A 26947-nucleotide genomic window follows, 5' to 3' on the forward strand; every position below is an offset into this window, starting at 1 on the left:
GCCGCCGCGCCCGCCGCGCGACGCCTCTCGCCTCTGTGCCACGCGCGGTACGCTGCAACAGGACTTCCCCAACCATGTCCCTTTTTTCTCTTCTCGGCGCGCTGGAGATCGGCCTCATCTTCAGCCTCGTCGCCCTCGGGGTGCTGATCTCGTTTCGCATCCTCAATTTTCCGGACCTGACCGTCGACGGCAGCTTTCCGCTCGGCGGCGCCGTCGCCGCGACGCTGATCGCCGCGGGCTACGATCCGTTCACGTCGACGCTCGCCGCGATCGCCGCGGGCGCGTGCGCGGGCTTCGTCACAGGCTGGCTGAACGTGCGGCTGAAAATCATGGATCTGCTCGCGAGCATCCTGATGATGATCGCGCTCTATTCGGTCAACCTGCGGATCATGGGCCGGCCGAACGTGCCGCTCATCACCGAGCCGACGCTCTTCACGGTGCTGCAGCCCGACTGGATGCCCGATTACGTGCTGCGGCCGGCGCTGCTTGCGGTCGTCGTCGTGATCGCGAAGCTCGGCCTCGACTGGTTCTTCTCGTCGCAGCTCGGACTCGCGATGCGCGCGACGGGCGCGAATCCGCGAATGGCGCGCGCGCAGGGCATCGCGACCGGCCGAGCGACGCTCGCCGGGATGGCGCTGTCGAATGCGCTCGTCGCGCTCGCGGGCGCGCTCTTTGCGCAGACGCAGGGCGGCTCGGACATCTCGATGGGGATCGGCACGATCGTGATCGGGCTCGCCGCCGTGATCATCGGCGAGACGCTGCTGCCCGCGCGGCGGCTCTTCCTCACGACGCTCGCCGTCGTGCTCGGCGCGATTCTCTATCGTTTCTTCATCGCGCTCGCGCTCAACAGCGACTTCATCGGCCTGAAGGCGCAGGACTTGAACCTCGTGACGGCCGTGCTCGTCACGGTCGCGCTCGTGCTGCCCGCGACGCGCAAGAAGCTGTTCGGCCGCAAGACGGGAGGCGCGTAAATGCTCTCTGCACAAGACCTGAAGCTCACGTTCAATCCCGGCACGCCGATCGAGACGCGTGCGCTGCGCGGGCTGTCGCTCGACATTCCGGACGGCCAGTTCGTCACGGTGATCGGCTCGAACGGCGCCGGGAAATCGACGTTCCTGAACTCGGTGAGCGGCGATCAGCCGGTCGATTCGGGGCGGATCGCGATCGACGGCGTCGACGTCACGCGCAAGCCGGCGTGGGATCGCGCGCCGCTCGTCGCGCGCGTGTTCCAGGACCCGATGGCGGGCACCTGCGAAGCGCTGACGATCGAGGAGAACATGTCGCTCGCGATGGCGCGCGGCGCGCGGCGCGGCTTTCTGCCCGCGCTGAACCGCGCGTCGCGCGAGCTGTTCCGCGACAAGCTGCGGCTCCTGAATCTCGGGCTCGAGAACCGGCTCGCCGATCGAATCGGCCTGCTGTCGGGCGGCCAGCGGCAGGCGGTGAGCCTGCTGATGGCGTCGCTGCGGCCGTCGCGCATTCTGCTGCTCGACGAGCACACGGCCGCGCTCGATCCGAAGACGGCCGCGTTCGTGCTGGAGCTGACCGCGCGGATCGTCGATGAAGGCAAGCTGACGACGATGATGGTCACGCACAGCATGCGGCAGGCGCTCGATTACGGCGACCGCACGGTGATGCTGCATCAGGGGCAGGTGGTGCTCGACGTGTCCGGCGACGAGCGTCGCGGGCTCGACGTGCCCGATCTGCTGCAACTGTTCGAGAAGACGCGGCACGAGAAGCTCGACGACGACGCGCTGCTGCTCGGCTGACGGGCGATTCCGGCGGCGGCTGCGCATGATCGGCCGCCGCGACCCGCCGGCATGGGCGGTTTTCGGTGACCGCCCGGAGACGCTCTGCGATGGCCGAGGAAGCGATGCGGCCGAGAACGCATTGCCGCCGATCCATCCCGGGTTCCGATCCGTTTTCTGCCTATCCTCTGCCGAAAAGCCGGTTTCACATCGGCTGCTGTGCGCGGCGGACGCGTTGCCATATACTGTATAAACGTACAGTTATCGGCAATGCGATGTCCGCTTCCTCTCTTTCCCTCGAGTCGCTGCACCCGTCGCTCTGGCGAGGCTCGCAGCTCGCGCGCGGCGGCCCGCGCACGGTCGATACCGGCTATGCGGCGCTGTCGGTCGAGTTGCCGGGGGGCGGCTGGCCGGTCGGCGGGCTCGTCGAGCTGCTCGTGCCGCACGCGGGCTGCGGCGAGATGCGCGTGCTCGCGCCCGCGCTCGCGGCGGCGGGCAGCGCGCGGCGGCCGCTCGCGTTCGTCGCGCCGCCGCAGCCGCCGCACGCGTGCGCGCTCGCCGGCCTTGGCGTGCCGCTCGACGCGCTGCTGTGGCTGCGCGCGGGCAGCGACGCGAACGCGCTGTGGGCGGCCGAGCAGGCGCTCAAGACCGGCTGCTGCGGCGCGCTCCTGCTGTGGCATCAGAGCGCGCGCGCCGACGCGCTGCGCCGCCTGCATCTCGCCGCCGCCCGCGCGGGCGACACGCTGTTCGTGATGTTCAGGCCGCTCGCCGCCGCGCAGCAGCCGTCGCCCGCGGTGCTGCGCCTCGCGCTGCATCCGTCGCCGGGCGGCGTGTCGGTCGAGATCGTCAAGCGCCGCGGGCCGGCGCGCGGCGAGCCGCTTTCGCTCGAATTGCCGTCGCCCATCGTGGAGAGCCGCTATGCGCGTCTTGCTCGGCATCCATTTGCCGCGCCTGCCGCTCGACGTGTGCGCGCCGCCGTCGCCTGACGGCGGCAACGGCTGCGCGGTGCTCGAGCAGGGCGTCGTGCTGATCGCCGATTCGGCCGCGCGCGCGTGCGGCGTGCGCGCCGGCATGAAGCGCGGCGGCGTGCTGACGCTCGCGCCCGGCACGCGGCTCGTCGAGCGCGATCCGGCTCGCGAGGCCGACGCGCTGCGCGCGGTCGCGCTCGCGCTGCTGCGCTTCTCGCCGTGCGTCGCGCTCGACGACGAAGCGACGCTCGTCATCGATGTCGGCGCGAGCCTGCGGCTGTTCGGCGGCCTGCCGTCGCTGTGCCGGCAGGTGCGGGCGACGCTCGTCGCGCTCGGCTATGCGGCGCGCGTTGCCGCCGCGCCGACGGGGCGCGGTTCGTGGCTGCTCGCGCGCGCGCCGGGCGGGCCGGGCGCGCGGCGGCGGATCGTGCAGGCGGCGTCGCTCGCGCGCGTGCTTGATGCGCTGCCGTGCGAGCTGCTGCCCGACGCGCGCCCGTACGCCGGCTGGTTCGACGGCCTCGGCTGCCGCACGCTCGCCGATCTGCGCCGCCTGCCGCGCGCGGGGCTCACGCGCCGCTGCGGTCCCGCGCTCGTCGCCGCGCTCGACCGCGCATACGGGGACGCCGTGGAGCCGCTCGCCTGGATGCCGGTGCCGCCCGTGTTCGACGCGCGGCTCGAATTGCCGGAGCGCGTCGAATATGCGCAAGCCGTGCTGTTCGTCGCGCGGCGGCTCGTCGTGCAGCTGTGCGGCTGGCTCGCCGCGCGGCAGTTGTCGCTGTCGGCGATGACGTTCGCGTTCGAGCACGAGCGGGGGCGCCAGGCGGTGCCGCCGACGCCGCTCGAACTCGCGTTCGCCGAGCCCGCGCGCGACGAGACGCACTTCATGCGCGTTCTCGGCGAACGGCTCGCGCGCGTCGCGCTGCCCGCCGCGGTGATCGCGGTGCGCCTGACGGCGACGCGCGTCGAATCGGTCGCGCCGCCTGCCGACGACCTGTTTCCCGAGCCGGGCGGCACTCGTGAGGCGCGCGCGCGGCTCGTCGAACTCCTGAGCGCGCGGCTCGGCGCGGACAACGTGCTGCGCGCGGCGCCCGTCGCCGATCACCGGCCCGAGGCGGCGAACCGCTGGCTGCCGTTCGACGCGCCGGCGGGCAAGCCGCCCGCGCCGGGCGCGGCGCCGCCGCGTCCCGCGTGGCTCCTCGAGGAGCCGCAGCCGCTCGCGATGCGCGAAAACCGGCCGTTCTACCGCACGCCGCTCAGGTTCGTGTCGTCGATCGAGCGGATCGAGGCCGGCTGGTTCGACGGCCAGTTCGTCGAGCGCGACTATCGCATCGCGCAGGACGACGACGGCGCGTGCTACTGGGTCTACCAGGAGCGCGGCAGCCGCGCGGCGGGGCGATGCTGGTTCCTGCACGGCCTGTTCGGGTGAGCGGCATGGACGCGGCATCCGGAATCCTGCCCGACTACGCGGAGCTGTTCTGCCGGTCGAATTTCTCGTTCCTGCACGGCGCGTCGTCGGCGGAAGAGCTTGTCGAACGTGCGAAGAAACACGGCTATCGCGGCATCGCGATCACCGACGAATGCTCGCTCGCCGGTGCGCCGCGCATGCACGTCGCGGCGAAGGGGCACGAACTGCCGCTCGTCGTCGGCGCGTACTTCGACGTGACGCCGGACGACGTCGCGCCGGGCCACGATCCGGGCCCCGGCGCGTTCGGCCTCGTGCTGCTCGCGCAGAACCGCGAGGGCTACGGGAACCTGTCCGAGCTGATCTCGTGGCGGCGAATGAACGCGCCCAAAGGCACCTACCGGCTCACGCCGCGCATGCTTGCCGCGCCGCCGCCGGAATTCATCCATCTGCGCGGCGTGCCCGACTGCTTCGCGATCCTCGTGCCGACGTATCCGGCGCGCGCCGACGTGCTCGACGCGCAGCTCGCGTGGTTCGGCGCGCTGTTCGGCGAGCGCGCGCGGCTCGGGCTCGTGCAGTTGCAGCGCGCGCTCGACGGCGCGCATCGCGAGCAGGTTCGGGCGGCGGGCGAGCGGCGCGGGATGCGCATCGTCGCGCTCGGCGACGTGACGATGCACACTCGTTCGTGCAAGCCGTTGCAGGACACGATGACGGCGATCAGGCTCGGGATGCCGATCGGCGAATGCGGCCATGCGCTCGCGCCGAACGCGGAGCAGCACTTGCGCACGCGACAGCGGATCGCGCAGTTGTTCCCGGCCGATGCGCTCGCGCAGACGTGCCGGATGCTCGACGCGTGCCATTTCTCGCTCGACGAACTACGTTACGAATATCCGCATGAAATCGTCCCCGCAGGACATACGCCGACCAGCTATCTGGCGCAGGAAACGTGGGCGGGCGCGCGCAGGCGCTATCCCGACGGCGTGCCGGAAGCGGTGAGGCAAAGAATCGGGTTCGAGCTCGCGCTGATCGCCGACCTGAAATACGAGCCGTATTTCCTGACGGTCTACGACATCGTCGAATACGCGCGCAGCAAGGACATCCTGTGCCAGGGGCGCGGCTCGGCGGCGAACTCGGTCGTCTGCTATTGCCTCGGCGTCACGGAGGTGAATCCGCAGCAGAGCACGCTGCTGTTCGAGCGTTTCATCAGCCGCGAGCGCGGCGAGCCGCCCGACATCGACGTCGACTTCGAGCACCAGCGGCGCGAGGAGGTCATCCAGTATCTCTACGGCAAGTACGGCCACGACCGCGCGGCGCTCGCGGCGGCCGTGTCGACCTATCGCCCGCGCGGCGCGCTGCGCGAGACCGGCAAGGCGCTCGGCGTCGATCCGATGCTCGTCGAGCGGGTCGCGAAGGAGCATCGCTGGTTCGACGGCAGCCGCGCTCTGCTCGCGCGCTTCGCGTCGGTCGGGCTCGATCCGGATGTTCCGCTGATCCGGACCTGGGCCAAGCTCGCCGCGCGGCTGCTGAACTTTCCGCGCCACCTGTCGCAGCATTCGGGCGGCTTCGTGGTGAGCCGCGGCAAGCTCACGCGGCTCGTGCCGGTCGAGAACGCGGCGATGGAAGGGCGGCGCGTGATCCAGTGGGACAAGGACGATCTGGAAGCGCTCGGGTTGATGAAGGTCGACGTGCTCGCGCTCGGCATGCTGTCCGCGCTGCATCGCGCGTTCGACATGATCACCGCGTGGCGCGGCCCGCCGCTGCCGGACGGCAGGCCGTTCCGGCTGGAGCACATTCCGCAGGACGACAAGGCGACCTACGACATGATCTGCCGCGCGGATACGGTCGGCGTGTTCCAGATCGAGTCGCGCGCGCAGATGTCGATGCTGCCGCGTCTGCGGCCGCGCGGCTACTACGATCTGGTGGTCCAGGTGTCGATCGTCCGGCCAGGACCGATCCAGGGCGGCGCGGTGCATCCGTACCTGGAGCGGCGCCGGATCGCCGCCGGCGAGGTGGAGGGCGAGATCACCTATCCGAGCGAGGCGCTCGAGCGCGTGCTCGAGCGCACGCTCGGGATTCCGATCTTCCAGGAGCAGGTGATGCAGATCGCAATCGTCGCGGCGGGTTTCACGCCCGGGGAGGCCGATGCGCTGCGCCGGGCCATGGCCGCGTGGAAACGCAAGGGCGATCTCGGCAAATATCACCGGCGGATCGTCGACGGGATGCTCGAGCGCGGCTATTCGCGCGAATTCGCCGAGCAGATCTTCGAGCAGATCAAGGGCTTCGGCGAGTATGGTTTCCCGGAAAGCCATGCGGCGAGCTTCGCGAAGCTCGCTTATGCGAGCAGCTGGCTCAAGTGCCACGAGCCGGCGATCTTTCTCGCCGCGCTTCTGAACAGCCAGCCGATGGGCTTCTATCCGCCCGCGCAACTCGTGCAGGACGCGAAGCGCCACGGCGTGACGGTGCTGCCGATCGATGCGACGAAGAGCGACTGGGAAGCGTCGCTCGAAGCGCGGCCCGGCGAGGCGCCGCCCGACGGCCGGCCGGCGGTGCGGCTCGGCCTGTCGCTCGTGCGCGGGATGAGCGAGGAGGCCGCGCGGCGCATCGAGGCCGCGCGCGCGGCGGGGCCGTTCGCGAGCGTCGACGAACTCGCGCGCCGCGCGCGCCTCGAACGCCGCGATCTCGAGGCGCTCGCCGCCGCGAACGCGTTCGCGACGCTTGCCGGCAACCGCCGCGACGCGCTGTGGCAGGCGGTCGCCGCCGTGCCGCAGCGCGATCTGCTCGCTGGCGCACCGATCGACGAAGCGGTGAAGCCGGCGCTCGGCGCGCCCACCGAGGCCGACGATGTGTTCGCCGACTATCACACGATCGGCCTCACGCTGAACCGGCATCCGGTCGCGCTGCTGCGGCCCGCGCTCGACGCGCGGCGGCTGTCGTCCGCCGCGGCGCTGCGCGATCGCCGCAACGGCCAGCTTGCGCGCGCGTGCGGCCTCGTGACCGCGCGGCAGATGCCCGGCACGGCGAAGGGCGTGCTGTTCGTCACGCTCGAGGACGAGACGGGTTGCGTGAACGTGATCGTCCGGCCGGAGCTGCTCGAGCGGCAGCGGCGCGAGACGCTCGATTCGCGGCTGCTCGCGGTGTCGGGCGTCTGGCAGTGCGAGAGCGACGTCCGGCATCTCGTCGCGCAATATCTCGAGGATCTGACGCCGCTGATCGCGGGCTTGCGGACCGAGAGCCGCGAATTCCATTGAGCCGCCGCGAATCGATGCATACCAGTGCGCAACACTGGTTCTATTTCGGTATCTGTTCAGCCGGAATCCGGCGCGCTCCAATACTCGCGCCCATTGGCCGACCTTCTGCGTGCGGGTAAATACCTATCTCGCAACATGCTGTAAATAAAGGGCTTTGATTCGCCGAATCCCTTGGCCGACAACACTTTTCGGCGATCCGGCATTCCGATTTCGATCAAATTGACTGGTATTATTTTGGTTATATAATGGCCTCGCTTTTCGGACGACGCCCTCCCGTTTTCGCCCCCGGAGACCTATGGACATCGGCTGGTCGGCGCTGGCGCCCGATGCGCGCAGCGACACCCCGCTCTACCTGCAGCTCGCACGCAATCTCGCGGGCGCGATTCACGGCGGCGCCTGGCGCGCCGGCGAAGCGCTGCCGTCCGAGCGCGGCTTGTCGGCGGCGGCGGGCGTGTCGCGCATCACCGCGCGCCGCGCGCTCGCGCTCCTCGTCGAGCAGGGGCTCATCCGGCGCGTGCGCGGCGCGGGCAGCTTCATCACGCCGCGCGTGGCCGACCCGCTGTCGCGGCTCGTCGGGTTCACCGCGAAGATGCGCCAGCGCGGCTTCGCGCCCGATTCGGTGTGGCTCGCGCGCAGCCTGCGCGCGGCGAGCCGCGACGAGCTCGCGCGCTTTAGCCTGTCGCCCGGCGCGACGGTCGCGCGCCTCGAACGGCTGCGGCGCGCGGACGGCGTCGTGATGGCGTACGAGCGCTCGACGCTGCCCGCGACCTGCGTGCCCGAGCCGCAGGCGCTAGAAGGGTCGCTGTACAGCTACCTGCAGTCGCGCGGTCTCGACGTGGTGCGCGCGTCGCAGCGCTTTCGCGCGACGCGCGCGTCGGCCGATGTCGCACAGTGGCTCGGCCTCGCGCCGGGTGCGGCGCTCCTCGTCATCACGCGGATCGGTTACGGCGCCGATCGGCGGGCGATCGAAGCGACCGAAACGTATTGCCGCGACGATTACTACGATTTCGTCGCCGAGCTGAAACGCTGACACGACAGACTGTCCGCGGCAGCCCGGGCGACTGCAAGCCCTCTCGCAAGCAGCAAGCAGTACCGACCCCATACGCATCACCAGATATCAGAGAACGTCATGCTGACCGGAAACATACTGACCGCCGACGGCTGGATTCACGGCACGCTCGAATTCGAGAACGGCCGGATCACGGCGCTGTCGGGCGACGCGACGGACCCGTCGAAGAACGACGCGCCCTACATCCTGCCCGGCTTCATCGATCTGCACGTGCATGGCGCGGGCGGCGCGGACGTGATGGAAGGCGGCGACGCGATCGAGACGATCGCGCGCACGCACGCGCGCTACGGCACGACGAGCCTGCTCGCGACGACGATGACCGCGCCGCGCGACGAGCTGATGCGCGTCGTCTCGGATCTGGGCGGCGTCGCGCGCACGCGCACGCCGGGCGGCTCGCGCGTGCTCGGCGTGCATCTCGAAGGCCCGTACATCAATCCCGGCAAGCTCGGCGCGCAGCCGGACGCGGCGGTGTCCGCGGTGCTCGACGAGGTGCTGAAGTACCTGTCGATCGCGCCGATCCGCGTCGTCACGCTCGCGCCGGAGATTTCCGGACACATCGAGATCATCTCCGAGATGGCCGCGCGCGGCGTGCGCGTGCAGCTCGGCCATTCGCTCGGCACTTACGACGACGCGGTCGCCGCGCTCAAGCACGGCGCATGCGGCTTCACGCACCTGTTCAATGCGATGTCGCCGCTGCATCACCGCAATCCCGGCATCGTCGGCGCGGCGCTCGCGCACGCCGAGTACGCGGAGATCATCCCCGACCTGCTGCACGTGCATCCAGGCGCGATCCGCGCCGCGCTGCGCGCGATCCCTCGCCTGTACGTCGTGACCGACAGCACGTCGGCCACCGGCATGCCCGACGGCGAATACCGGCTCGGCAGCCAGCGCGTGACGAAGTGCCTGGGCGGCGTGCGGCTCGCCGACGGCACGCTCGCCGGCAGCACGCTGACGATGGATCAGGCGCTGCGCAATCTCGTGTCGCTCGGCCTGCCGATCGCCGACGTGTCGAACCGGATGTCGCGCTACGCGGCCGATTACCTCGGGCTCGCCGATCGCGGGCGCATCGCGCGCGGCGCGTGGGCCGATCTCGCCGTGTTCGACCGCGAACTGAATCTGACCGCAACCTTCGTCGAAGGAGAATCGATTGTCGAATATGCTTAACGAGGCGCGCGAGTCGGCGCGCGTCGTCGCCGCGCAGCTCGCGGACACGCGCCGCGTCGAGGCGCTCGCGCGCCATCTCGCCGAGCACGCGCCGCAGGTCGCGCTGACCGTCGCGCGCGGCAGCTCCGATCACGCGGCGAGCTACTTCGCGAGCCTGACGATGAGCCGCCTCGGCGTGCCCGTCGCGTCGCTGCCGATGTCGGTCGCGACGCTGCAGCAGGCGCCTCTCAAAGTGCAGGGCCAGCTCGCGCTCGCGTTCTCGCAGTCGGGCAAGAGCCCGGATCTCGTCAACACGATGGCCGCGCTGCGCGAAGCGGGGGCGCTGACGGTCGCCGCCGTCAACGTGCTGCCGTCGCCGCTCGCCGACGCGTGCGAGCATCAACTGCCGCTGCTCGCCGGCCCCGAGTTGTCGGTCGCCGCGACGAAGAGCTATATCGCGATGCTGTCGCTCGCCGCGCAGCTCGTCGCGTTCTGGCAGCGCGACGCCGCGCTCGTGTCCGCGCTGCGCAGCCTGCCCGACGCGCTCGAGCAGGCAGGCCGGTTCGACTGGTCGAGCGCGGTTGACGAGCTGCGCGGCGTCGAACGGATGATCGTGATCGGCCGCGGGCTCGGCCTCGCGATCGCGCAGGAAGCGGCGCTCAAGCTGAAGGAGACGTCGGGCATCCAGGCCGAGGCGTTCTCGAGCGCCGAAGTGCGGCACGGCCCGATGGAGCTCATCGACCGCGACTATCCGCTCCTCGTGTTCGCGCCGCCCGGGCCGGAACAGGAAGGCCTGCTGCAGCTCGCGCGCGACATGCGCGCGCGCGGCGCGCGCGTGCTGCTCGCCGCGCCGGCGGGCACGCCCGATGCGACGCTGCCGCTCGCGCGCACCGCGCACGCGGCGCTCGATCCGATTGCCGCGATCCTGTCGTTCTACGTGATGGCGGCCGGGCTCGCGCGCGCGCGCGGCCGCGATCCCGATGCGCCGCGCCATCTGCACAAAGTCACCGAAACACACTGACGATCTGACGATCACCGACGAGACGAGACAGCCATGAGACGTGCCGAGGAGTCACAGTTGAAGCAACAAGCATCCCACGACCAGATCGTGCTGGTCGCTCCGCTGACGGGGCCCGTCGTGCCGCTCGCCGACGTGCCCGATCCCGTGTTCTCGGGCGGCATGTTCGGCGACGGCATCGGCATCGATCCGCTCGAGGGCCGGCTTCTCGCGCCGTGCGGGGGCGTCGTGTCGCACGTCGCGCGCACGGGCCACGCGGTGACGATCGCGGCCGACGGCGGCGCCGAGATCCTGCTGCACATCGGCATCGACACGGTCGAGCTGAACGGGCTCGGCTTCTCGGCGAAGATCGCCGAAGGCGCGCGCGTGGCGCCGGGCGATCTGCTGATCGAGTTCGATCAGGACACGATCGCGCGCGCCGCGCACAGCCTCGTATCGGTGATCGCGATCGCGAATTCGGATGCGTTCGAAGTCGTCGAGCGCGCGGGCGCGGGCGTCGCGAAGGCGGGCGAGACGCCGCTGCTCACGCTGCGCGCGCGCGGGGCGGCGGCGGGCGCGGCGGCAAGCGCGGGTTCGGCGGCGGGCCGCGCAGACGCGGGCGCCGAAGCGCGCAAGTCGATCACGCTCACGCAGCCGGGCGGCCTGCACGCGCGACCGGCCGCGCGCGCGCGCGAGGCGGCGCGCGGGCTCGACGCGCACGTCGACGTGCATTTCGGAGGGCGCAAGGCGGCGCTGCAAAGCGTCGTCGGGCTGCTCGGCCTCGGCGCGGGCGAGCACGCGACGATCGAGATCGTCGCGACGGGCCGCGACGCCGCGAAGGCGGTCGAGCTCGTCGCGCACGAACTGCTGCGCGAAGCGCACGGCGAAGCCGAGGAGAAGCCGGCGCGCGTCGTGTCGCCCGCGCCCGTCGCCGCCGCCGTCGGGCGCGCGCCGCTCGATCCGAACACGCTCGCGGGCGTGTGTGCGGCGCCCGGCATCGCCGTAGGCGCGCTCGTGCGCTGGGACGAGACGGACATCGCGCCGCCCGAGCTCGCGAGCGGCACGCCCGCCGCCGAGAGCCGGCTGCTCGACCGCGCGCTCGCCGCGGTCGACGCGGAGCTCGAGACGACGGTGCGCGAAGCGTCGCAGCGCGGCGCGATCGGCGAAGCGGGCATCTTCGCCGTGCACCGCGTGCTGCTCGAGGACCCGTCGCTCGTCGACGCCGCGCGCGACCTGATCAGCCTCGGCAAGAGCGCGGGCTACGCGTGGCGCGAGACGATCCGTGCGCAGACGGCCGTGCTCGCCGGCGTCGACGACGCGCTGCTCGCCGAGCGCGCGGCCGATCTGCGCGACATCGACAAGCGCGTGCTGCGCGCGCTCGGCTATGCGAGCGCGACTGCGCGGGAGCTGCCGGCCGAAGCGGTGCTCGCGGCGGAGGAGTTCACGCCGTCCGATCTCGCGTCGCTCGATCGCGAGCGCGTGACGGCGCTCGTGATGGCGCGCGGCGGCGCGACTTCGCATGCGGCGATCATCGCGCGCCAGCTCGGCATTCCGTCGCTCGTCGCGGTGGGCGATGCGCTGTATGCGATTCCGCAGCGCACGCAGGTCGTCGTCGACGCGAGCGCGGGCCGCCTCGAATACGCGCCGACCGCGCTCGACGTCGAGCGCGCGCGCCACGAGCGGCAGCGCCTTGCCGGCGTGCGCGAGGCGAACCGGCGGATGTCGGGCGAAGCGGCGGTCACGCGCGACGGCCACAAGATCGAGGTCGCCGCGAACATCGCGACGCTCGACGACGCGCGCGTCGCGGTCGACAACGGCGCCGACGCGGTCGGCCTGCTGCGCACCGAGCTGATGTTCATCCACCGGCAGGCGGCGCCGACGACGTCCGAGCATCAGCAGAGCTATCAATCGATCGTCGACGCGCTGCAAGGCCGCACCGCGATCATCCGCACGCTCGACGTCGGCGCGGACAAGGAAGTCGATTACCTGACGCTGCCGCCCGAGCCGAACCCCGCGCTCGGCCTGCGCGGGATCCGTCTCGCGCAGGTGCGCCCGGACCTGCTCGACGATCAGTTGCAGGGCCTCCTTTCGGTGAAGCCGTACGGCTCGGTGCGAATCCTGCTGCCGATGGTGACGGACGTCGGCGAGCTCGTGCGCATCCGCGAGCGCATCGACGCCTTCGCGCGCGCGCTCGGCCGCGCCGATCCGATCGAAGTCGGCGTGATGATCGAGGTGCCGTCGGCCGCGCTCCTCGCGGATCAGCTCGCGAAGCACGCGGATTTCCTGTCGATCGGCACGAACGACCTCACGCAGTACACGCTCGCGATGGACCGCTGCCAGGCCGATCTCGCCGCACAGGCGGACGGCCTGCATCCGGCCGTGCTGCGGCTCGTCGACGCGACCGTGCGCGGCGCCGAGAAGCACGGCAAGTGGGTGGGCGTGTGCGGCGCGCTCGGCGGCGATCCGGTTGCGGTGCCGGTGCTCGTCGGCCTCGGCGTGACGGAATTGTCGGTGGACCCGGTGTCGGTGCCGGGCATCAAGGCGCAGGTGCGCCGTCTCGATTACCAGCTGTGCCGCCAGCGCGCGCAAGACCTGCTCGCGCTCGAATCGGCGCAGGCGGTGAGGGCAGCAAGCCGCGAGATCTGGCCGGCGGACTGACGCACGTCCGCCGTCCGGCGAATCGCGCGCGTTTCAGACGCGTTTCAATCAACAGAGCTGATCAATTATTCAACGACGAGACACGATAAAGGACTGGAGGATCGAATGGACGGGAATCCGTTTCTGAAAATACAGAGCCTCGGCAGGGCGCTGATGCTGCCGATCGCGGTGCTGCCGGTGGCGGGCATCCTGCTGCGCCTCGGTCAGCAGGACGTGCTCAACATCAAGATGATCGCCGACGCGGGCGGCGCGATCTTCGACAACCTGCCGCTGCTGTTCGCGATCGGCGTCGCGGTGGGCTTCGCGAAGGACAACAACGGCGTGGCGGCGCTCGCGGGCGCGATCGGCTATCTGATCGAAGTCGCGATCATGAAGGACATCGATCCGAAGCTGAACATGGGCGTGCTGTCCGGGATCATCGCGGGCGTCGTCGCGGGGCTGCTGTACAACCGCTACAAGGACATCAAGCTGCCCGACTACCTCGCGTTCTTCGGCGGCAAGCGCTTCGTGCCGATCATCACGGGGCTCGCGTGCGTCGTGCTCGGGATCGTGTTCGGCTACGTATGGCAGCCGGTGCAGCACGCGATCGACGCGGTCGGCCAGTGGCTGCTGACGGCGGGCGCGATCGGCACGTTCGTCTACGGGTTCCTGAACCGTCTGCTGCTCGTCACCGGGCTGCACCACATCATCAACTCGCTCGTCTGGTTCGTGTTCGGCACGTTCACGCCGGCGGCGGGCGGCGCGGCGGTGACGGGCGATCTGCATCGCTTCTTCGCGGGCGATCCGAGCGCGGGCAGCTTCATGGCGGGCTTCTTCCCGATCATGATGTTCGGCCTGCCGGCCGCGTGTCTCGCGATGTTTCACGAGGCGCCCAAGGAGCGCCGCGCGATCGTCGGCGGCCTGCTGTTCTCGATGGCGCTCACGTCGTTCCTGACGGGCGTGACCGAGCCGATCGAGTTCAGCTTCATGTTCCTCGCGCCGCTGCTCTACGTGATCCACGCGGTGCTCACGGGCCTCTCGCTCGCGATCTGCCAACTGCTCGGCGTGAAGCTCGGCTTCACGTTCTCGGCGGGCGCGATCGACTACGTGCTGAACTACGGGCTTTCGACGAAGGGCTGGATCGCGATCCCGCTCGGCCTCGCGTACGGTCTCGCCTACTACGGCCTGTTCCGCTTCTTCATCCGCAAGTTCAACATGGCGACGCCGGGCCGCGAGCCCGCGGGCGCGGACGCGCAGGCGCAGTCGTTCGCATCGGGCGGCTTCGTCGCGCCGACGGCGGGCGCATCGGTGCCGCGCGCGCAGCGCTACATCGCGGCGCTCGGCGGCGCGGCGAACCTGTCGGTGGTGGACGCGTGCACGACGCGGCTGCGTCTTTCCGTCGTCGATCCCGAGAAGGTGTCCGAAGCGGATCTGCGCACGATCGGCGCGCGCGGCGTGCTCAAGCGCGGCGGCAGCAGCGTGCAGGTGATCATCGGGCCGGAGGCGGACCTCATCGCCGACGAGATTCGCGCGACGCTCGGCAGCGGCGCGGCGTCATCCTCGGCGACGGCTGCGCCTGCCGCGCCGGTTGCCGCGACGGCAACGGCCGCGGGCGCGCAGGCGGGCCCGCTCGATCCGGAACCGACGCGCTGGCTCGCGGTGTTCGGCGGCGCGACGAACGTCGCGTCGCTCGACGCGGTCGCGGCGACGCGTCTGCGCGTCGTCGTGCGCGATCCGTCGGCGGTTGATCGCCAGCGCCTCGCGACGCTCGACGTCGCGTGGGTCGCGGGCGATACGTTCCACATCGTTTGCGGTCCGTCGGCGCCGCGCTATGCGCAGCAGCTCGCGGCGCGCCTGCCTTCGCCGGACGGCGGCGCGGCGGCTCAGCCCGCCTGACGCGGCGACGCGGCCGGCCGAATCCGCGATGCGGGCTCGGCTTCGATCGGCCGGCATGGAAAACGGCTTGCGAATATCGCAAGCCGTTTTTTCTTGGGCGCGGCGATGGGCGCGTGCTGTGCTTGTGCGTCGAATATCGAACGGCGAACGGCGAACGGTGAAGAAAACTCCCGGCGCGAGCCGTCGCGCGCTCCCGCATTCGAACCCGTGCGTGACCATGAAACGCGGCCACGCCGAACGCAGTTCGCGCGTCGCGAGAGCGCGGTTTCGCGACATGCGGTTCGACGCAGCCATGCAAGCCGCAGCCAACCGGCGAGCCGGGCGACGCGCAAGCCGCGCATCGTCCGGCTGCCCGTCATTCGCCCGTCAGCGTGAACGTCGGCTGGCGATAGCCGATGCCCGCGCGCTCGAGCTTCGGCAGCTCGCGCTGCTTGAGCACCGTCGCGAAGCCCGCCCAGTCGCGCTCGAGCGCGGCCATATCGACATGGTGCGTGTCGCCGAGCTTGTAGCGCACGCCCGCCGCGTACGGCAGCTCCCAATCGGCCTTGTGCCACGCGCGTTCGGCGAGCGCGAGCAGGCGCGGATACACCATGTATTCGAGCAGTTGCCCGTTGCGCATCACTTCGCCCCACGCCTGGCCCTGAATGCCCTCGATGCGCGGAGCCGCGCCGGCGCTCGCCACCTCGAACGGATTGCCGTCGCGGTCGCCGAACACCTCGGCGTTTTGCGGCAGGTTTTCCGGCGCGAGCGAAAACACCTTGTACTCGTCCGTCGCCTGCGATCCCCAGTAGTAGCCGCGCTCGCGCGGGTTGCGCGTGTACGGGAAATCGAAGTACAGGTAGTCGGGCAACGCAAGCACCGTCCGGTAACCCTTCGCGCTCAGGTCGCGCGCGCTGTCGGATGCGCCCCAGAAGATCGTGTCCCACAGCGACACCATCACGTGCCGCGTGCTGAACTCCTGCGGCCCGCTCGCGTGCTTGATGCCGTCCTGCCACGCGGCCATCGTGCCGATCCCGTTCGCGTTGACGACGGCGCTGACCTGCTTCGCGAAGCGCGTCGGCAACTCGTCGATCGATTTGATCTCGCCGCGCCGAAGCAGCGCCGTACAGGCGGGCGAGCGCGCCCACGGCTTGTCCTGCGCGGCGAGATCGACGCGGCCCTTGCCGGGATCGGCGCCGTCGAGCGGCTGGAAACCCGCGCCGAGCAGGATGTTCTTCGCCTCGTCGCCGCCGAAATGCCAGATCCGCAGCGGCGCCTGCGCGTCCGCATGCATCGCGGCGATCTCGCGGATCACCTTCGACGCGAAGTTCAGCGCGCCCGGCATGCACGGGTTCAGATCGCTGCGCCGGTCGTAGAACTGCACGGTCAGCAGATTCGAGGTGTCCTGCGGATCGAGCAGCCGATACGCGTTCGCTTCGCGCTCGCGCCCCGCCGCGTGCAGGCGGCGATAGCGCGCCTCCATCGATACGACCGCCGCGCGCGAGTGCGCGGGCATGTCGATCTCGGGGATCACTTCGACGAAGCGATCGGCCGCGTAGCGCAGCAGCGCGACGTAATCGTCGCGCGTCAGGTAGCCGCCGCCCGAGCGATTGTCGGGCCCCGAGCCGAGCTGCGGCAGCAGGCAGCGCGTCTCGCTCGGATCGTGGCAGCGGCGCGCGCCGACGTCGGTCAGCTCCGGCAGGCCGGGAATCTCGATGCGCCAGCCTTCGTCGTCGGACAGGTGCAGATGCAGCCGGTTGAGCTTGTACGCGCTCATCTGGTCGATCAGGCGGCGCAGCGTCGCCGGCGGCTTGAAGTTGCGCGCGAGGTCGACGTGCATGCCGCGATGCGCGAAGCGCGGCGCGTCTTCGATCAGCATCGCGGGCACCGTGGCGCCGCCCGCCGGCACGAGCGAGAAGAGCGTCTGCACGCCGTAATAGAGGCCCGCGCGATCGTAGCCCTCGACGAACGCGCCGCGCGGGCCGATCGCGAGCCGGTAGCCGCCCGGCACCGCGATGTCGGCGGGCAGCCGGCGCGGCGCGACGATGCCCCACACGGGCGTGCGCGCGCCGTCGAGTCCGAGCGCGCTCGCCCGTTCGCGCAGCGCGGCGACCTGTGCGAACGACAACTCCGGCAGCGTCAGCTCGACGCCGCGCAGATCGAGCGCGCCGGACAGCGCGCGCTGCCGCTTCACGCTCGGCAGCGCGCGGTTCGCGACCGGCTGCGCGGCGGCGGGCGGCGCATTGCCGGGCGAATTGTTCTGCGCGTCGGCGGGCAGCTTTTCGACGTAGCGCAGCTCGTCGTCGGTATCGTCGTAGCGCAGCACCGCGGGCGCCGCGCCGTCGACGACGACGTACGGGCGCGGAATCACGTCACTGTATCGGCGCAGCCAGTATTCGGCGACGAACGGCAGCTCGATCCGCTCGCCCTGCGCGAGCCTCACCGTGCCGGGTTGCGGCGTCAGCTCGTACAGATCGCCTGTCAGATGACGCAGCGTGAAGCCGGGGCGGTCGATCCTGAGCAGCCGGCGGATGCTGTGCAGATAGAGCTTCCAGCCGCCGTCGGTGAGGGTCGGGTGGCCGCGGTTCTGCAGGATCAGGCGGCCCGTCGCGCAACTCGCCCAGTCCGCGCCGAGATCGGCGCACGGCACGCCGGCCGACGCCGCGTGATTGTTGTCGACGGCGACGCGCACCGCGAGGCCGTTGGCGAGCAGCGCGGCAAGCTCGGTGGGCGTGGCGGGCGCGGAAGCGGGCCGAACGGGGACGGCTGTCGCGGGCGCGGCCGGGCCGGCCGTGGCGCGCGCGGGCGGTTGCGCGCGCGAAGTCGCGGGCAACAGCGCCGCGGCGGCCAATAGCGCGGCGCACAGGGAATGCGAGATTCGGTTCATGGGATTCCTTGGTAAAAAAACGGCGATACGACGCCGTGGAAATACGTCGCTGCGATCGGGTCTTTCAAGGAAGCTGCGGGGAAGGCTCAGAGGCCGCGCGCGCGGAAAAGGAGGGGTGAAGCGGGGCCGCCCGCGCGATGGCGCGTCACGGGTCGGGTTCCGGGCGATCGTGCCGGTCGGGGCGGCGTCGCGCGGGCGCGGATATGTTCATGAGCGCCGTGCAGCCACGCCAGCGCAGTGGGGTTGGCGCCGACGACGCCGGCCGCTTCGGGCGGGACATCGTGCAACGCATCGAGCGGGATGTCGGTCGGGATATCGAGCGGGGTGGCGGCCGAAACGGCGAGCGGCACCGCGTGGCGCGTCGAGCGCGAGGAGCCGGCCGTGCTCGGGCATCCGGCGCCGAGCGTTACCGCGCGACGCGAGCGGACGCGGCGCGCGCCGACTGAAGCGGAAGCGACGAGGCCGGCCGGGCAAGCCAAACGCGGGGCGTTCATGTCTCCTCCACCGATGTGGATTCGGCCTTGGTGCGGCCGTGTGTGAAAGATCTTATGAAACCTTCGATTGGTGTTCAAGTGGTATCAATCTGGAATCGAATTGGCATTTGAGCGTTCAACAAGGCTGGGTTGAGCCGCGTGGCGAGCAGGGGCGCGGCGAAGGTGCGGACGCGGCGGCCGGACGGAGCCGGCGCAGGCGAAGCCGCGATGTCGCGCACGATGCGCGGCGCGCGACGGCGGCGGCGGATGGAAGCCGCCGCCGTCGCGGGAGGCGGCGCGTGTCGGATCGATGGGAAAAGCCGTCGTGAGCGACTTACGCTGATTCTGCCGAATCGTGCCGACGCGATCGTCATGCGGGGGAGAGACGGCCGTTTGCCGGAGCGCACCGCCGATGACGGCGGGCAACGGCGCGGCGGCGCGCGCGGCGCGCGTCGGAAAAACAAAAGCCCCCGCGAAGCGGCGGGGGCCGTAGCGGGCGGCATCGCTTCGCGCGCGCCGCGTCCGGGGCGAACGGGCGGCGAGTGCGCGCATTCGTGCGCCGTGCGCCGCCGAGTCGTCCCGGCACGGCGCGCGACACACGATGCGCGGCGGCTACGCGTCTCGCTTTTGCCGCGCCTCGAGCCACATCGCATTGATGATGCCGAACGCGAGCGCGACGCCGATGCCGAGAACCCAGCTGAAGTACCACATGATCCGACTCCTTCGAAACTTGCGAGAATCTTGCGAAAGGCCGGCCGCGCGGTGTGTCGCACGCGGGGGCCGGCCGGACATCAGTACATCGAGTGCCGGTTTTCCTCCAGCACGCTCGGCGTTACCTTGCCGCGCAGCACGCGATACACCCAGCTCGTGTAGAGCAGGATGATCGGCAGGAACACGATCACCGCGACGAGCATCACCTCGAGCGTCAACCGGCTCGATGTCGAATCCCAGACCGTCAGGCTGCTCTTCGGATCGAGCGACGAAGGCATGATGAACGGGAACATCGAGAAGCCCGCCGTCAGGATCACGCCGATGATCATCAGGCCCGTGCAGATGAACGCGGTCTTCTCGCGCTTCGAGCCGGCGAGCAGCATCGCGAGCACGCCGCCCGCGATGCCGACGGCGGGCGCGGCGATCATCCACGGATACAGCCCGTAGTTCACGAGCCAGAGGCCCGGCGCGGCGGAGACCTGCTTGAGGAGCGGATTCGCGACGGTGTCGACGGGGGCCGCCTGCGTGATCTGGAAGCCGCCGACGAACGACGCGATCAGCGCGCCCGCGAGCACGAACAGCACAACGGCGACGAGCGACGACACGCGCAGCGCGATCGACGCGCGCTTCGCGATCGCACCGTCGGTCTTCATCTTGACGAATGCGGCGCCGTGCGCGACGAGCATCGTGAGGCTCACGAGCCCGCAGAGCAGCGCGAACGGATTGAGCAGCGCCCAGAAGCTGCCGTGATAGGTGACGCGCAGGTCGGTGTCGAACGCGAACGGCACGCCCTGCAGCAGGTTGCCGAATGCGACGCCGAACACGAGCGCGGGCACGAAGCCGCCGACGAAGAGCGCCCAGTCCCAGCTCGTGCGCCAGCGCGGATCGTCGCGCTTGCTGCGGTAGTCGAAGCCGACGGGCCGGAAGAACAGCGCGAACAGCACGAGCAGCATCGCGAAGTAGAAGCCCGAAAACGACGCCGCATAAACGAGCGGCCACGCGGCGAACATCGCGCCGCCCGCGGTGATGAGCCAGACCTGGTTGCCCTCCCAGGTCGCGCCGACCGTGTTGACGATGATGCGGCGCTCGTCGTCGGTCTTGCCGAGGAACGGCAGGAGCGCGGCCGCGCCCATGTCGAAGCCGTCCGTCAGCGCGAAGCCGATGAGCAGTATCCCGACGAGCAGCCACCAGATCACTTTCAGAGTTGCATAGTCCATGGCGATTCCTTGTGCGAATTCGAGGGTGCCGGGGGCGTCACGCGACGGTGCCGGCGACGGTCTTCTCGAGCGGCCTCCCCGCCTGTTCGTGGTGATAGCGGCCGGTGTGCAGCGACGACGGGCCGAGCCGCGCGTACTTGAACATCAGCGTGATCTCGATGATGAACAGCGCCGTGTAGAACACGATGAAGCCCGCGAGGCTCAGGTACAGATCGGTCGCCGTGAGGCTCGACGCGGACAGGTGCGTCGGCAGGATGCCCGCGATCGTCCACGGCTGGCGGCCCACTTCGGCGACGACCCAGCCGAACTCGGCGGCGAGCCACGGCAGCGGAATCGCCCACACCGCGTAGCGCAGGAACCAGCGGCGGTTGTCCTGCAGCAACTGACGGCGCGCGCACAACCAGAACGCGGCGATGAAGGTCGCGAGGAACAGGAAGCCGAGGAACACCATGATCCGGAACGAGAAGAACACGGGCGCGACAGGCGGGATCGTCTGCTTCGCCGCGGCCTTGATCTGATCCGGCGTCGCGTCGGTCACGTTCTGCGTGAACTGCTTGAGCATCAGGCCGTAGCCGAGATACTGCTTGTGCTGATCGAACGTTGCCTTCGTCTCGGCGCTCGTGTCGCCCGCCTTCAGCTTCTGCAGCGCGCCGTACGCGATCATCCCGCTCTGGATGTGCGCTTCGCTGCGCTTCGCGAGCTCACGCAGGCCGATCACCGGCTCGCTGATCGAGCGCGTCGCGATGAGGCCGAGCGCGTACGGGATCTTGATCGCGTAATCGGTGCGTTCCTCGGCCTGGTTCGGCAGGCCGATCAGCGTGAACGACGCGGGCGCGGGCTGCGTTTCCCATTCGGATTCGATCGCGGCGAGCTTCATCTTCTGCACCTCGCCCGTCGTGTAGCCCGATTCGTCGCCGAGCACGATCACGCAGAGCGTCGACGCGAGGCCGAAGCCCGCGGCGACCGCGAACGAGCGCAGCGCGAAGTCGGTGTCGCGCTTTTTCAGCAGGTACCATGCGGACACGCCGAGCACGAACATCGACGCCGTCACGTAGCCCGCCGACACCGTGTGCACGAACTTCACCTGAGCGACCGGGTTGAAGAGCACGTCGAACAGGTTCGAGAGCTCCATGCGCATCGTCTGGTAGTTGAACTCGGCGCCGACCGGATTGTTCATCCAGCCGTTCGCGACGAGGATCCACAGCGCGGACAGGTTCGAGCCGAGCGCGACGAGGAACGTGACGATCAAGTGCTGCACCTTCGTCAGACGGTTCCAGCCGAAGAAGAACAGGCCGACGAACGTCGATTCCAGGAAGAACGCCATCAGCCCCTCGACGGCGAGCGGCACGCCGAAGATGTCGCCGACGTAGTGCGAGTAGTACGACCAGTTCGTGCCGAACTGGAATTCGAGCGTGATGCCCGTCGTCACGCCCATCGCGAAGTTGATTCCGAAGAGCTTGCCCCAGAACTGGGTCATGTCCTTGTAGACCTGCTTGCCCGTCATCACGTAGACGGCTTCCATGATGACGAGCAGCCAGGACATGCCGAGCGTGAGCGGAACAAACAGGAAATGGTAGAGCGCTGTGATGCCGAACTGCAGACGCGACAGATCGACGACTTCGCTACTTATCATGGCGGTCTCCCTGAGTGGGTGCGGATGGCGTCGTCGACAGCAGCTGCGCGGCGACGACGGCAGGCGGCAACGACATGTGCTCCGCCTGCGGATGGTTGAAGAATGCGTATTTGAGCGCGACGAGCAGCACGAGCTTGAACGCCAGCACGATCGAGATGTCGCGCGCGAGAGTGGGGCCGCGAGCCCAGGCGGCGACCCGATCGCGCCAGCCCGCCGGACGGGCGGGCGGCGTGCCGTCGGGCGACGCCTTCTTGTTGATGAAAGTCAAAGCCATGATGTCCGGGATAACGCGATGGGCGCAAAACTGGGCGCCGGCCTCGTCGCTCGCTCGCATGCGTGCGGCATGTGCTGGCCGGTCCTCCCAATTGTAGGAGGCCTCCCGGAAAAACCCTTAGTGCTGCGCTGCGGCACACCGTCGCGAAGCGATCGCGAAACCTTGCGTTTGCTCAAGACCTGCGTGATTCGCGATACGTCGGATGAAATTTTTCATAACGTTGATCAAGCATGCGAGCGGTGTGCGCGGCCGTGCGGGGCGAAAAAAAGCCCGCTGTCTTGCGACAGCGGGCTGTTTCGCCTCGGCGCGGCCCGGACGGGCCGTCCGTTCGAGCGTTATGCGTACGCGGCGAGCGCCGTGCGCATCTTCTTCATCGCGCTTGCCTCGATTTGGCGGATGCGCTCCGCCGACACGCCGAACTCGGCCGCGAGATCGTGCAGCGTCGAGCCGCCCGAGCCGTCGTCGTCGACGTTCAGCCAGCGCGCTTCGATGATCCGGCGGCTGCGCGCGTCGAGCGAGTCGAGCGCGCGCGCGATGCCGTCCGTCTGCAACATGTCGCGCTGCCGCGCGGCGAGCACCGCGGTCGGCTCGTTGTGCGAATCGGCGAGATACGCGATCGGCGCATACGACTCCTCGCCATCGTCGATCTGGCCTTCGAGCGCGATGTCGCCGCCCGACAGACGGGTTTCCATCTCGGCCACTTCCTCGCGCTTGACGTTCAGTTCCTGCGCGAGGCCGTCGATTTCCTCCGGCGTGAACGCCTGCGTGCCCTTCTTGTGGCTGCGCAGGTTGAAGAACAGCTTGCGCTGCGCCTTCGTCGTCGCCACCTTGACCATGCGCCAGTTGCGCAGGATGTACTCGTGAATCTCGGCCTTGATCCAGTGGATCGCGTACGACACGAGGCGCACGTTCTGAGCGGGATCGAAACGCTTGACCGCCTTCATCAGGCCGATATTGCCTTCCTGGATCAGGTCGCCGTGCGGCAGGCCGTAGCCGAGATAGTTGCGTGCGATCGACACCACGAGCCGCAGGTGCGACAGCACGAGCCGGCGTGCGGCGTCGAGACTGTTTTGCTCGCGGTATTCGGTCGCGTATTGACGCTCTTCCTCCGCCGTCAGCAGCGGAATCCGGTTGACGGCCTGGATATAGGCGTCGATGTTGCCCAACTGGCCCGGCAGCATCGAGTGGGATGCGAGCGCCAGCGAGCCTGCCGATGCGGCCTTAGCGGACGCCGGGCGCAGCGTGTTCGGAAGGGTCAATGCGTTGCTCACGTAGAAAACTCCTTTGGAACCAGGGACGAGCCCCTTTGCCGGGGCGATTCCTCGATGAATCTTAGCACTCCGTCTACTGGAGTGCTAATCCTTAGAAGGAACAGGGGCACGGGAGTTCCCATCTTGCTATCGATTTTTGGCATTCGATAGCCATCAGTGCGCCCCATTTTCGGCTGCGGCTCCGTAAGTGCTTGTTTTACGGACATTTCGGGTAAAGGATACTGATTCTTGTCAATTCGGAAGAAAACCATTTCGTCGAACGATGCCGATCGGAAAAGTCCTTTACCATAAGATGCTGTTCGCTCGAGCTCGGCGTGTCGATTGCGCCGAGGCTCTATTCAACCAGAGAAGTTGGAGTACGAGATGAACGATAAGAACGGCGGTCGGGTGGGGCGGGCCATTGCGAAGACCGCGCTGGCCCTGGCGCTAGTCGGCGCTTCCGGCAGTGCGTTTGCGGATCGTTGGGGCCTGCAGCTCGGCGGCGGCGTGGCCGATCACGACATGAAGAAGGGCGACATCGCCGTTGCCTGGGACCCGGGCTGGACCTGGTGGGAAATCGGCGGCTGGCATTTTGCGTTCGTCGCCGAAGGACACCTGTCGTACTGGCGCTATACGGGCGACCGCGCGATCAACGACAGCATCTGGGAAGTCGGCGCGACGCCGATCATCCGGTTCATCAAGAGCGCGGGCTACGTGCGGCCGTTCATCGAGGTGGGCGCCGGCGTGCGCTTCCTGTCGCATCCGACGATATCGGAGAATTACTCGATGTCGACGTCGTTCCAGTTCGCCGACATGGTCGGCGTCGGCGCGCAATTCGGCAATCGTCAGCAGTATCAAGCGGGTTTGCGTTTCCAGCATGTATCGAACGCGGGTATCAAAGACCCGAATCCTGGTATAAATTTCAGCCAGCTCTACGTGCAATACAACTTCTGATCGGCGCGCCGGACGCGCGCATGCAGTCGAGGAGCATGGCAATGGTGGCGAAGGGGATCGATGCGATTCGCGCGCTCGAGCGCGACCGGTTTCGGGCGATGGTCGACGGCGACGGCGAGGCGCTCGACGCGTTGCTGTCCGACAAGGTCTGCTACGTGCACACCAACGGCAAGCGCGAGACCAAGCAGCAGTTCATCGATGCGATCGCCGCGGGACGCCGCCGCTACCGGCAGATCGAGATCCAGTCGCAGGATGTGCTGCCTGTCGGGGACGCCACCTATGTCGTCGCGGGGCGCGCGCTGATCGAGATGGAGACGAACAACGGCGGCCTCGTGTTCCAGATCGCGTACACGGCGGTTCAGACGCACGAGAGCGGCCGCTGGCGCCTCCTCGCATGGCAGGCGACGCGCTGCGCGACCGAAAGTTAGGGCCGCCGCCGCCGCGAACGGGACCGTCAGCACGAAGCACGCCTTCGCCCGCTGGGGCCGTATGCCGCCGCCCGCCGTTTCGGCCATTTTTCCGACCGTCTTGCCGGCCCCTCGTCGGGGCCCTTTGCCGCCGCGCGGCTTCGTGAGCCGCCCGGTTTCTCGCCGGCGCGCCGCGGATCGCGCGTCGCACCGGCCGTTGCGCGGCGGCGTGCGCCGCGCGTGTGTCTTGCGTCTGTCGTCGAATTCGCCGCGTCAGGCCGCGGCGCGCCGCTTGTCGCGGCTCCAGGCCGAGCGGTTGATCGCGCTCGCGACCGCGTCCGTCGCGGCCGCGGCCGGATCGCGATGCACGCCCGCGCCGTGGCGCAGCGCGGCGTCGCCGACTTTCGCGCCGACGAACACGACGGTGTCGCCGTTCGCGGTGCGCTCGACCTCGCACGACGTGACGTCGATCGCGACGCCCGCCGCCGCGGCGAATGCGGCCGCGGCCTGCCGCGCCGCGCTCGGCGCGTCTTCGGCGTGCGCGAGCGCGACTTCGCGGTCATGCCAGCTCGCCGACGCGCCCGCGCGCGCGGCCGGGCCCATCGTCTGCAGATATTCGCGCGTGAAGAGCGCGCAAATGGCGTCTGCCGTCACTTCCTCGCCGGACGCGTCGGCGAGCGCCTGCACCGCGTGGCTGAATTCGATCTGCACGCGACGCGGCGGCGAGAAGCCCATCCCGCGCTCGAGCAGGTACGTCGCGCCGCCCTTGCCGGACTGGCTGTTCACGCGGATCACGGCGTCGTAGCTGCGGCCGAGGTCGGCGGGGTCGATCGGCAGGTACGGCACCTCCCAGATCGCGTCGGGCCGCTGCTGCGCGAGGCCCTTGCGGATCGCGTCCTGATGCGAGCCGGAGAACGCGGTGAACACGAGATCGCCCGCGTACGGATGGCGCGGATGCACGGGAATCCGGTTGCAGCGTTCGACGACGCGGCGCACCGCGTCGATGTCGGAGAAATCGAGGCCCGGATCGATCCCTTGCGTGTACAGGTTCAGCGCGAGCGTGACGAGATCGACGTTGCCCGTGCGCTCGCCGTTGCCGAACAGGCATCCTTCGATGCGGTCCGCGCCCGCGAGCAGCGCCAGCTCGGCCGCCGCGACCGCGGTGCCGCGATCGTTGTGCGGGTGCACCGACAGCACGATGCTGTCGCGGTAGCCGAGGTTGCGGTCCATCCATTCGATCTGGTCGGCGAACACGTTCGGCGTCGCGGCCTCGACGGTGGCGGGCAGGTTCACGATCATCTTGTGATCGCGCGTCGGCCGCCACGTCTGCGCGACCGCGTCGCAGACTTCGCGCGCGAACGGCAGCTCGGTCATGCTGAACGTCTCGGGCGAGTACTGGAACGTCCAGTGCGTGCCGGGGCGCGCCTGCGCGTGCTCCTTGATGATTCGCGTGCCGTCGACGGCGAGCGCCTTCACGTCGTCCTTCGACATCCCGAACACGATCCGGCGGAACGACGGGCAGATCGCGTTGTACAGATGGACGATCGCGCGCGGCGCGCCTTCGAGCGCGTCGAACGTGTGCGCGATCAGGTCTTCGCGCGACTGCACGAGCACTTCGATCGTCACGTCGTCGGGGATGCGCTTCTCGACGATCAGCTTGCGCACGAAATCGAAGTCGGTTTGCGACGCCGACGGAAAACCGACTTCGATTTCCTTGAAGCCGATCGCGACGAGCATCTCGAAGAATTCGAGCTTCTGCTCGATCGTCATCGGCTCGATCAACGACTGGTTGCCGTCGCGCAGATCGGTGCTCATCCAGATCGGCGCGCGCTCGATCGTGCGGCTCGGCCATCGGCGTCCGTTGATGCGAACGGGTTCGAACGGTCGGTATTTCTCGGCGGGGTTGCGCTTCATCTTTGCCTCGGGCGGTCAAGTCGCGAGCGAAGACGGACGGCATGACGCGCCGGTGGGCGCTGCCTGCGCGCGTGCATGCCCGATGGCACGACGGCGCGGAATCTTCGCGGTTCGCCCGTCGGATTGACGAACGAAAGCTGACG

Annotated in this window: 22 protein-coding genes; 13 read left to right on the forward strand and 9 right to left on the reverse strand. The window is 69.3% G+C overall.

Translation table 11 applies throughout. From position 1 onward, the window contains the following. Positions 1–74 precede the first annotated feature (74 nt). From BTH_RS14425 to nagE, 10 genes are all read left to right on the forward strand, one after another. Positions 75–971 carry an ABC transporter permease gene (locus BTH_RS14425; RefSeq protein ID WP_009893130.1) on the forward strand — a complete coding sequence of 299 codons (897 nt, stop codon included), beginning with the start codon at positions 75–77 and terminating at the stop codon, positions 969–971. Continuing rightward, positions 972–1766, forward strand: coding sequence for an ABC transporter ATP-binding protein (locus tag BTH_RS14430; RefSeq protein WP_009893128.1), 795 nt, complete (start codon positions 972–974; stop codon positions 1764–1766). A 254-nt stretch (positions 1767–2020) separates the two neighbouring features. Continuing rightward, complete coding sequence (gene imuA / locus BTH_RS14435) at positions 2021–2731, forward strand: translesion DNA synthesis-associated protein ImuA (protein ID WP_009893127.1); 711 nt, start codon at positions 2021–2023, stop codon at positions 2729–2731. Beyond that, positions 2664–4139 (forward strand): Y-family DNA polymerase, encoded by a 1476-nt coding sequence (locus tag BTH_RS14440; protein WP_009893125.1) that lies wholly within the window; start codon positions 2664–2666, stop codon positions 4137–4139. Before imuA ends, BTH_RS14440 begins: the two co-directional genes overlap by 68 nt. A gap of 5 nt (positions 4140–4144) precedes the next feature. Then, positions 4145–7363, forward strand: coding sequence for an error-prone DNA polymerase (locus BTH_RS14445; protein WP_009893124.1), 3219 nt, complete (start codon positions 4145–4147; stop codon positions 7361–7363). 295 nt (positions 7364–7658) lie between these two features. Beyond that, positions 7659–8393 carry a GntR family transcriptional regulator gene (locus BTH_RS14450; RefSeq protein ID WP_009893122.1) on the forward strand — a complete coding sequence of 245 codons (735 nt, stop codon included), beginning with the start codon at positions 7659–7661 and terminating at the stop codon, positions 8391–8393. Positions 8394–8492: 99 nt separating this feature from the next. Continuing rightward, entirely contained in the window at positions 8493–9596 is a 1104-nt protein-coding gene (gene nagA, locus BTH_RS14455) for an N-acetylglucosamine-6-phosphate deacetylase (protein WP_009893121.1), read from the forward strand. Next, a complete protein-coding gene (locus tag BTH_RS14460) occupies positions 9589–10596 on the forward strand; it encodes an SIS domain-containing protein (protein WP_009893119.1) in 1008 nt (335 codons plus the stop codon). Before nagA ends, BTH_RS14460 begins: the two co-directional genes overlap by 8 nt. A 57-nt stretch (positions 10597–10653) precedes the next feature. After that, positions 10654–13230, forward strand: coding sequence for a phosphoenolpyruvate--protein phosphotransferase (gene ptsP, locus BTH_RS14465; RefSeq protein WP_025369618.1), 2577 nt, complete (start codon positions 10654–10656; stop codon positions 13228–13230). Positions 13231–13335: 105 nt separating this feature from the next. Beyond that, entirely contained in the window at positions 13336–15105 is a 1770-nt protein-coding gene (gene nagE / locus BTH_RS14470; protein WP_009908429.1) for an N-acetylglucosamine-specific PTS transporter subunit IIBC, read from the forward strand. A gap of 355 nt (positions 15106–15460) precedes the next feature. On the opposite strand, the gene BTH_RS14480 is transcribed toward nagE, so the two are convergent. From BTH_RS14480 to rpoH, 8 genes are all read right to left on the reverse strand, one after another. Further along, complete coding sequence (locus BTH_RS14480; protein WP_011401775.1) at positions 15461–17971, reverse strand: family 20 glycosylhydrolase; 2511 nt, start codon at positions 17969–17971, stop codon at positions 15461–15463. Positions 17972–18057: 86 nt separating this feature from the next. Then, entirely contained in the window at positions 18058–18465 is a 408-nt protein-coding gene (locus BTH_RS33595; RefSeq protein ID WP_127446428.1) for a hypothetical protein, read from the reverse strand. Between the two features lie 84 nt (positions 18466–18549). Next, positions 18550–18996, reverse strand: coding sequence for a hypothetical protein (locus BTH_RS34505; RefSeq protein WP_154660011.1), 447 nt, complete (start codon positions 18994–18996; stop codon positions 18550–18552). Positions 18997–19056: 60 nt separating this feature from the next. Next, a complete protein-coding gene (gene cydX, locus BTH_RS14490) occupies positions 19057–19155 on the reverse strand; it encodes a cytochrome bd-I oxidase subunit CydX (RefSeq protein ID WP_009893115.1) in 99 nt (32 codons plus the stop codon). An 80-nt stretch (positions 19156–19235) separates the two neighbouring features. Next, positions 19236–20372 (reverse strand): cytochrome d ubiquinol oxidase subunit II, encoded by a 1137-nt coding sequence (cydB, locus tag BTH_RS14495; protein WP_009893114.1) that lies wholly within the window; start codon positions 20370–20372, stop codon positions 19236–19238. A 37-nt stretch (positions 20373–20409) separates the two neighbouring features. After that, on the reverse strand, positions 20410–22005 hold the full coding sequence (locus BTH_RS14500) for a cytochrome ubiquinol oxidase subunit I (protein ID WP_009893113.1): 1596 nt from the start codon (positions 22003–22005) through the stop codon (positions 20410–20412). Beyond that, positions 21995–22279, reverse strand: coding sequence for a cytochrome oxidase putative small subunit CydP (gene cydP / locus BTH_RS14505; protein ID WP_009893112.1), 285 nt, complete (start codon positions 22277–22279; stop codon positions 21995–21997). Before cydP ends, BTH_RS14500 begins: the two co-directional genes overlap by 11 nt. Before the next feature lie 335 nt (positions 22280–22614). Further along, positions 22615–23550: an RNA polymerase sigma factor RpoH gene (rpoH, locus tag BTH_RS14510; protein ID WP_009893111.1), complete on the reverse strand. Its 936-nt coding sequence runs from the start codon at positions 23548–23550 to the stop codon at positions 22615–22617. Between the two features lie 363 nt (positions 23551–23913). On the opposite strand from rpoH, the gene BTH_RS14515 reads away from it, so the two are divergent. Together BTH_RS14515 and BTH_RS14520 are read left to right on the forward strand one after the other, a co-directional pair. Then, on the forward strand, positions 23914–24483 hold the full coding sequence (locus BTH_RS14515) for an acyloxyacyl hydrolase (protein ID WP_011401777.1): 570 nt from the start codon (positions 23914–23916) through the stop codon (positions 24481–24483). Positions 24484–24524: 41 nt separating this feature from the next. After that, positions 24525–24911, forward strand: coding sequence for a nuclear transport factor 2 family protein (locus tag BTH_RS14520; RefSeq protein ID WP_009893106.1), 387 nt, complete (start codon positions 24525–24527; stop codon positions 24909–24911). A gap of 252 nt (positions 24912–25163) precedes the next feature. Here the strand turns inward: BTH_RS14520 and leuA are convergent, their stop codons facing one another. Continuing rightward, positions 25164–26804, reverse strand: coding sequence for a 2-isopropylmalate synthase (gene leuA / locus BTH_RS14525; RefSeq protein ID WP_009893104.1), 1641 nt, complete (start codon positions 26802–26804; stop codon positions 25164–25166). Between leuA and BTH_RS31010 the strand changes: the two genes are divergently transcribed. After that, the gene (locus BTH_RS31010) at positions 26698–26931 is read left to right on the forward strand and encodes a hypothetical protein (protein WP_080511589.1); all 234 of its coding nucleotides are present in this window, start codon (positions 26698–26700) and stop codon (positions 26929–26931) included. The two genes, leuA and BTH_RS31010, sit on opposite strands and share 107 nt — an antisense overlap. The last annotated feature ends 16 nt before the right edge of the window (positions 26932–26947 follow it).

Source organism: Burkholderia thailandensis E264, assembly GCF_000012365.1.
In the GTDB taxonomy this organism is placed as follows: domain Bacteria; phylum Pseudomonadota; class Gammaproteobacteria; order Burkholderiales; family Burkholderiaceae; genus Burkholderia; species Burkholderia thailandensis.

Bases quoted from the DNA above. Each gene is read 5' to 3' on its own strand.
- BTH_RS14425 (WP_009893130.1), top strand. From the start codon at position 75: ATGTCCCTTTTTTCTCTTCTCGGCGCGCTGGAGATCGGCCTCATCTTC.
- BTH_RS14430 (WP_009893128.1), top strand. From the start codon at position 972: ATGCTCTCTGCACAAGACCTGAAGCTCACGTTCAATCCCGGCACGCCG.
- imuA (WP_009893127.1), top strand. From the start codon at position 2,021: ATGTCCGCTTCCTCTCTTTCCCTCGAGTCGCTGCACCCGTCGCTCTGG.
- BTH_RS14440 (WP_009893125.1), top strand. From the start codon at position 2,664: ATGCGCGTCTTGCTCGGCATCCATTTGCCGCGCCTGCCGCTCGACGTG.
- BTH_RS14445 (WP_009893124.1), top strand. From the start codon at position 4,145: ATGGACGCGGCATCCGGAATCCTGCCCGACTACGCGGAGCTGTTCTGC.
- BTH_RS14450 (WP_009893122.1), top strand. From the start codon at position 7,659: ATGGACATCGGCTGGTCGGCGCTGGCGCCCGATGCGCGCAGCGACACC.
- nagA (WP_009893121.1), top strand. From the start codon at position 8,493: ATGCTGACCGGAAACATACTGACCGCCGACGGCTGGATTCACGGCACG.
- BTH_RS14460 (WP_009893119.1), top strand. From the start codon at position 9,589: ATGCTTAACGAGGCGCGCGAGTCGGCGCGCGTCGTCGCCGCGCAGCTC.
- nagE (WP_009908429.1), top strand. From the start codon at position 13,336: ATGGACGGGAATCCGTTTCTGAAAATACAGAGCCTCGGCAGGGCGCTG.
- BTH_RS14480 (WP_011401775.1), bottom strand. From the start codon at position 17,971: ATGAACCGAATCTCGCATTCCCTGTGCGCCGCGCTATTGGCCGCCGCG.
- BTH_RS33595 (WP_127446428.1), bottom strand. From the start codon at position 18,465: ATGAACGCCCCGCGTTTGGCTTGCCCGGCCGGCCTCGTCGCTTCCGCT.
- BTH_RS34505 (WP_154660011.1), bottom strand. From the start codon at position 18,996: ATGCGCGCACTCGCCGCCCGTTCGCCCCGGACGCGGCGCGCGCGAAGC.
- cydX (WP_009893115.1), bottom strand. From the start codon at position 19,155: ATGTGGTACTTCAGCTGGGTTCTCGGCATCGGCGTCGCGCTCGCGTTC.
- cydB (WP_009893114.1), bottom strand. From the start codon at position 20,372: ATGGACTATGCAACTCTGAAAGTGATCTGGTGGCTGCTCGTCGGGATA.
- BTH_RS14500 (WP_009893113.1), bottom strand. From the start codon at position 22,005: ATGATAAGTAGCGAAGTCGTCGATCTGTCGCGTCTGCAGTTCGGCATC.
- cydP (WP_009893112.1), bottom strand. From the start codon at position 22,279: ATGGCTTTGACTTTCATCAACAAGAAGGCGTCGCCCGACGGCACGCCG.
- BTH_RS14515 (WP_011401777.1), top strand. From the start codon at position 23,914: ATGAACGATAAGAACGGCGGTCGGGTGGGGCGGGCCATTGCGAAGACC.
- BTH_RS14520 (WP_009893106.1), top strand. From the start codon at position 24,525: ATGGTGGCGAAGGGGATCGATGCGATTCGCGCGCTCGAGCGCGACCGG.
- leuA (WP_009893104.1), bottom strand. From the start codon at position 26,804: ATGAAGCGCAACCCCGCCGAGAAATACCGACCGTTCGAACCCGTTCGC.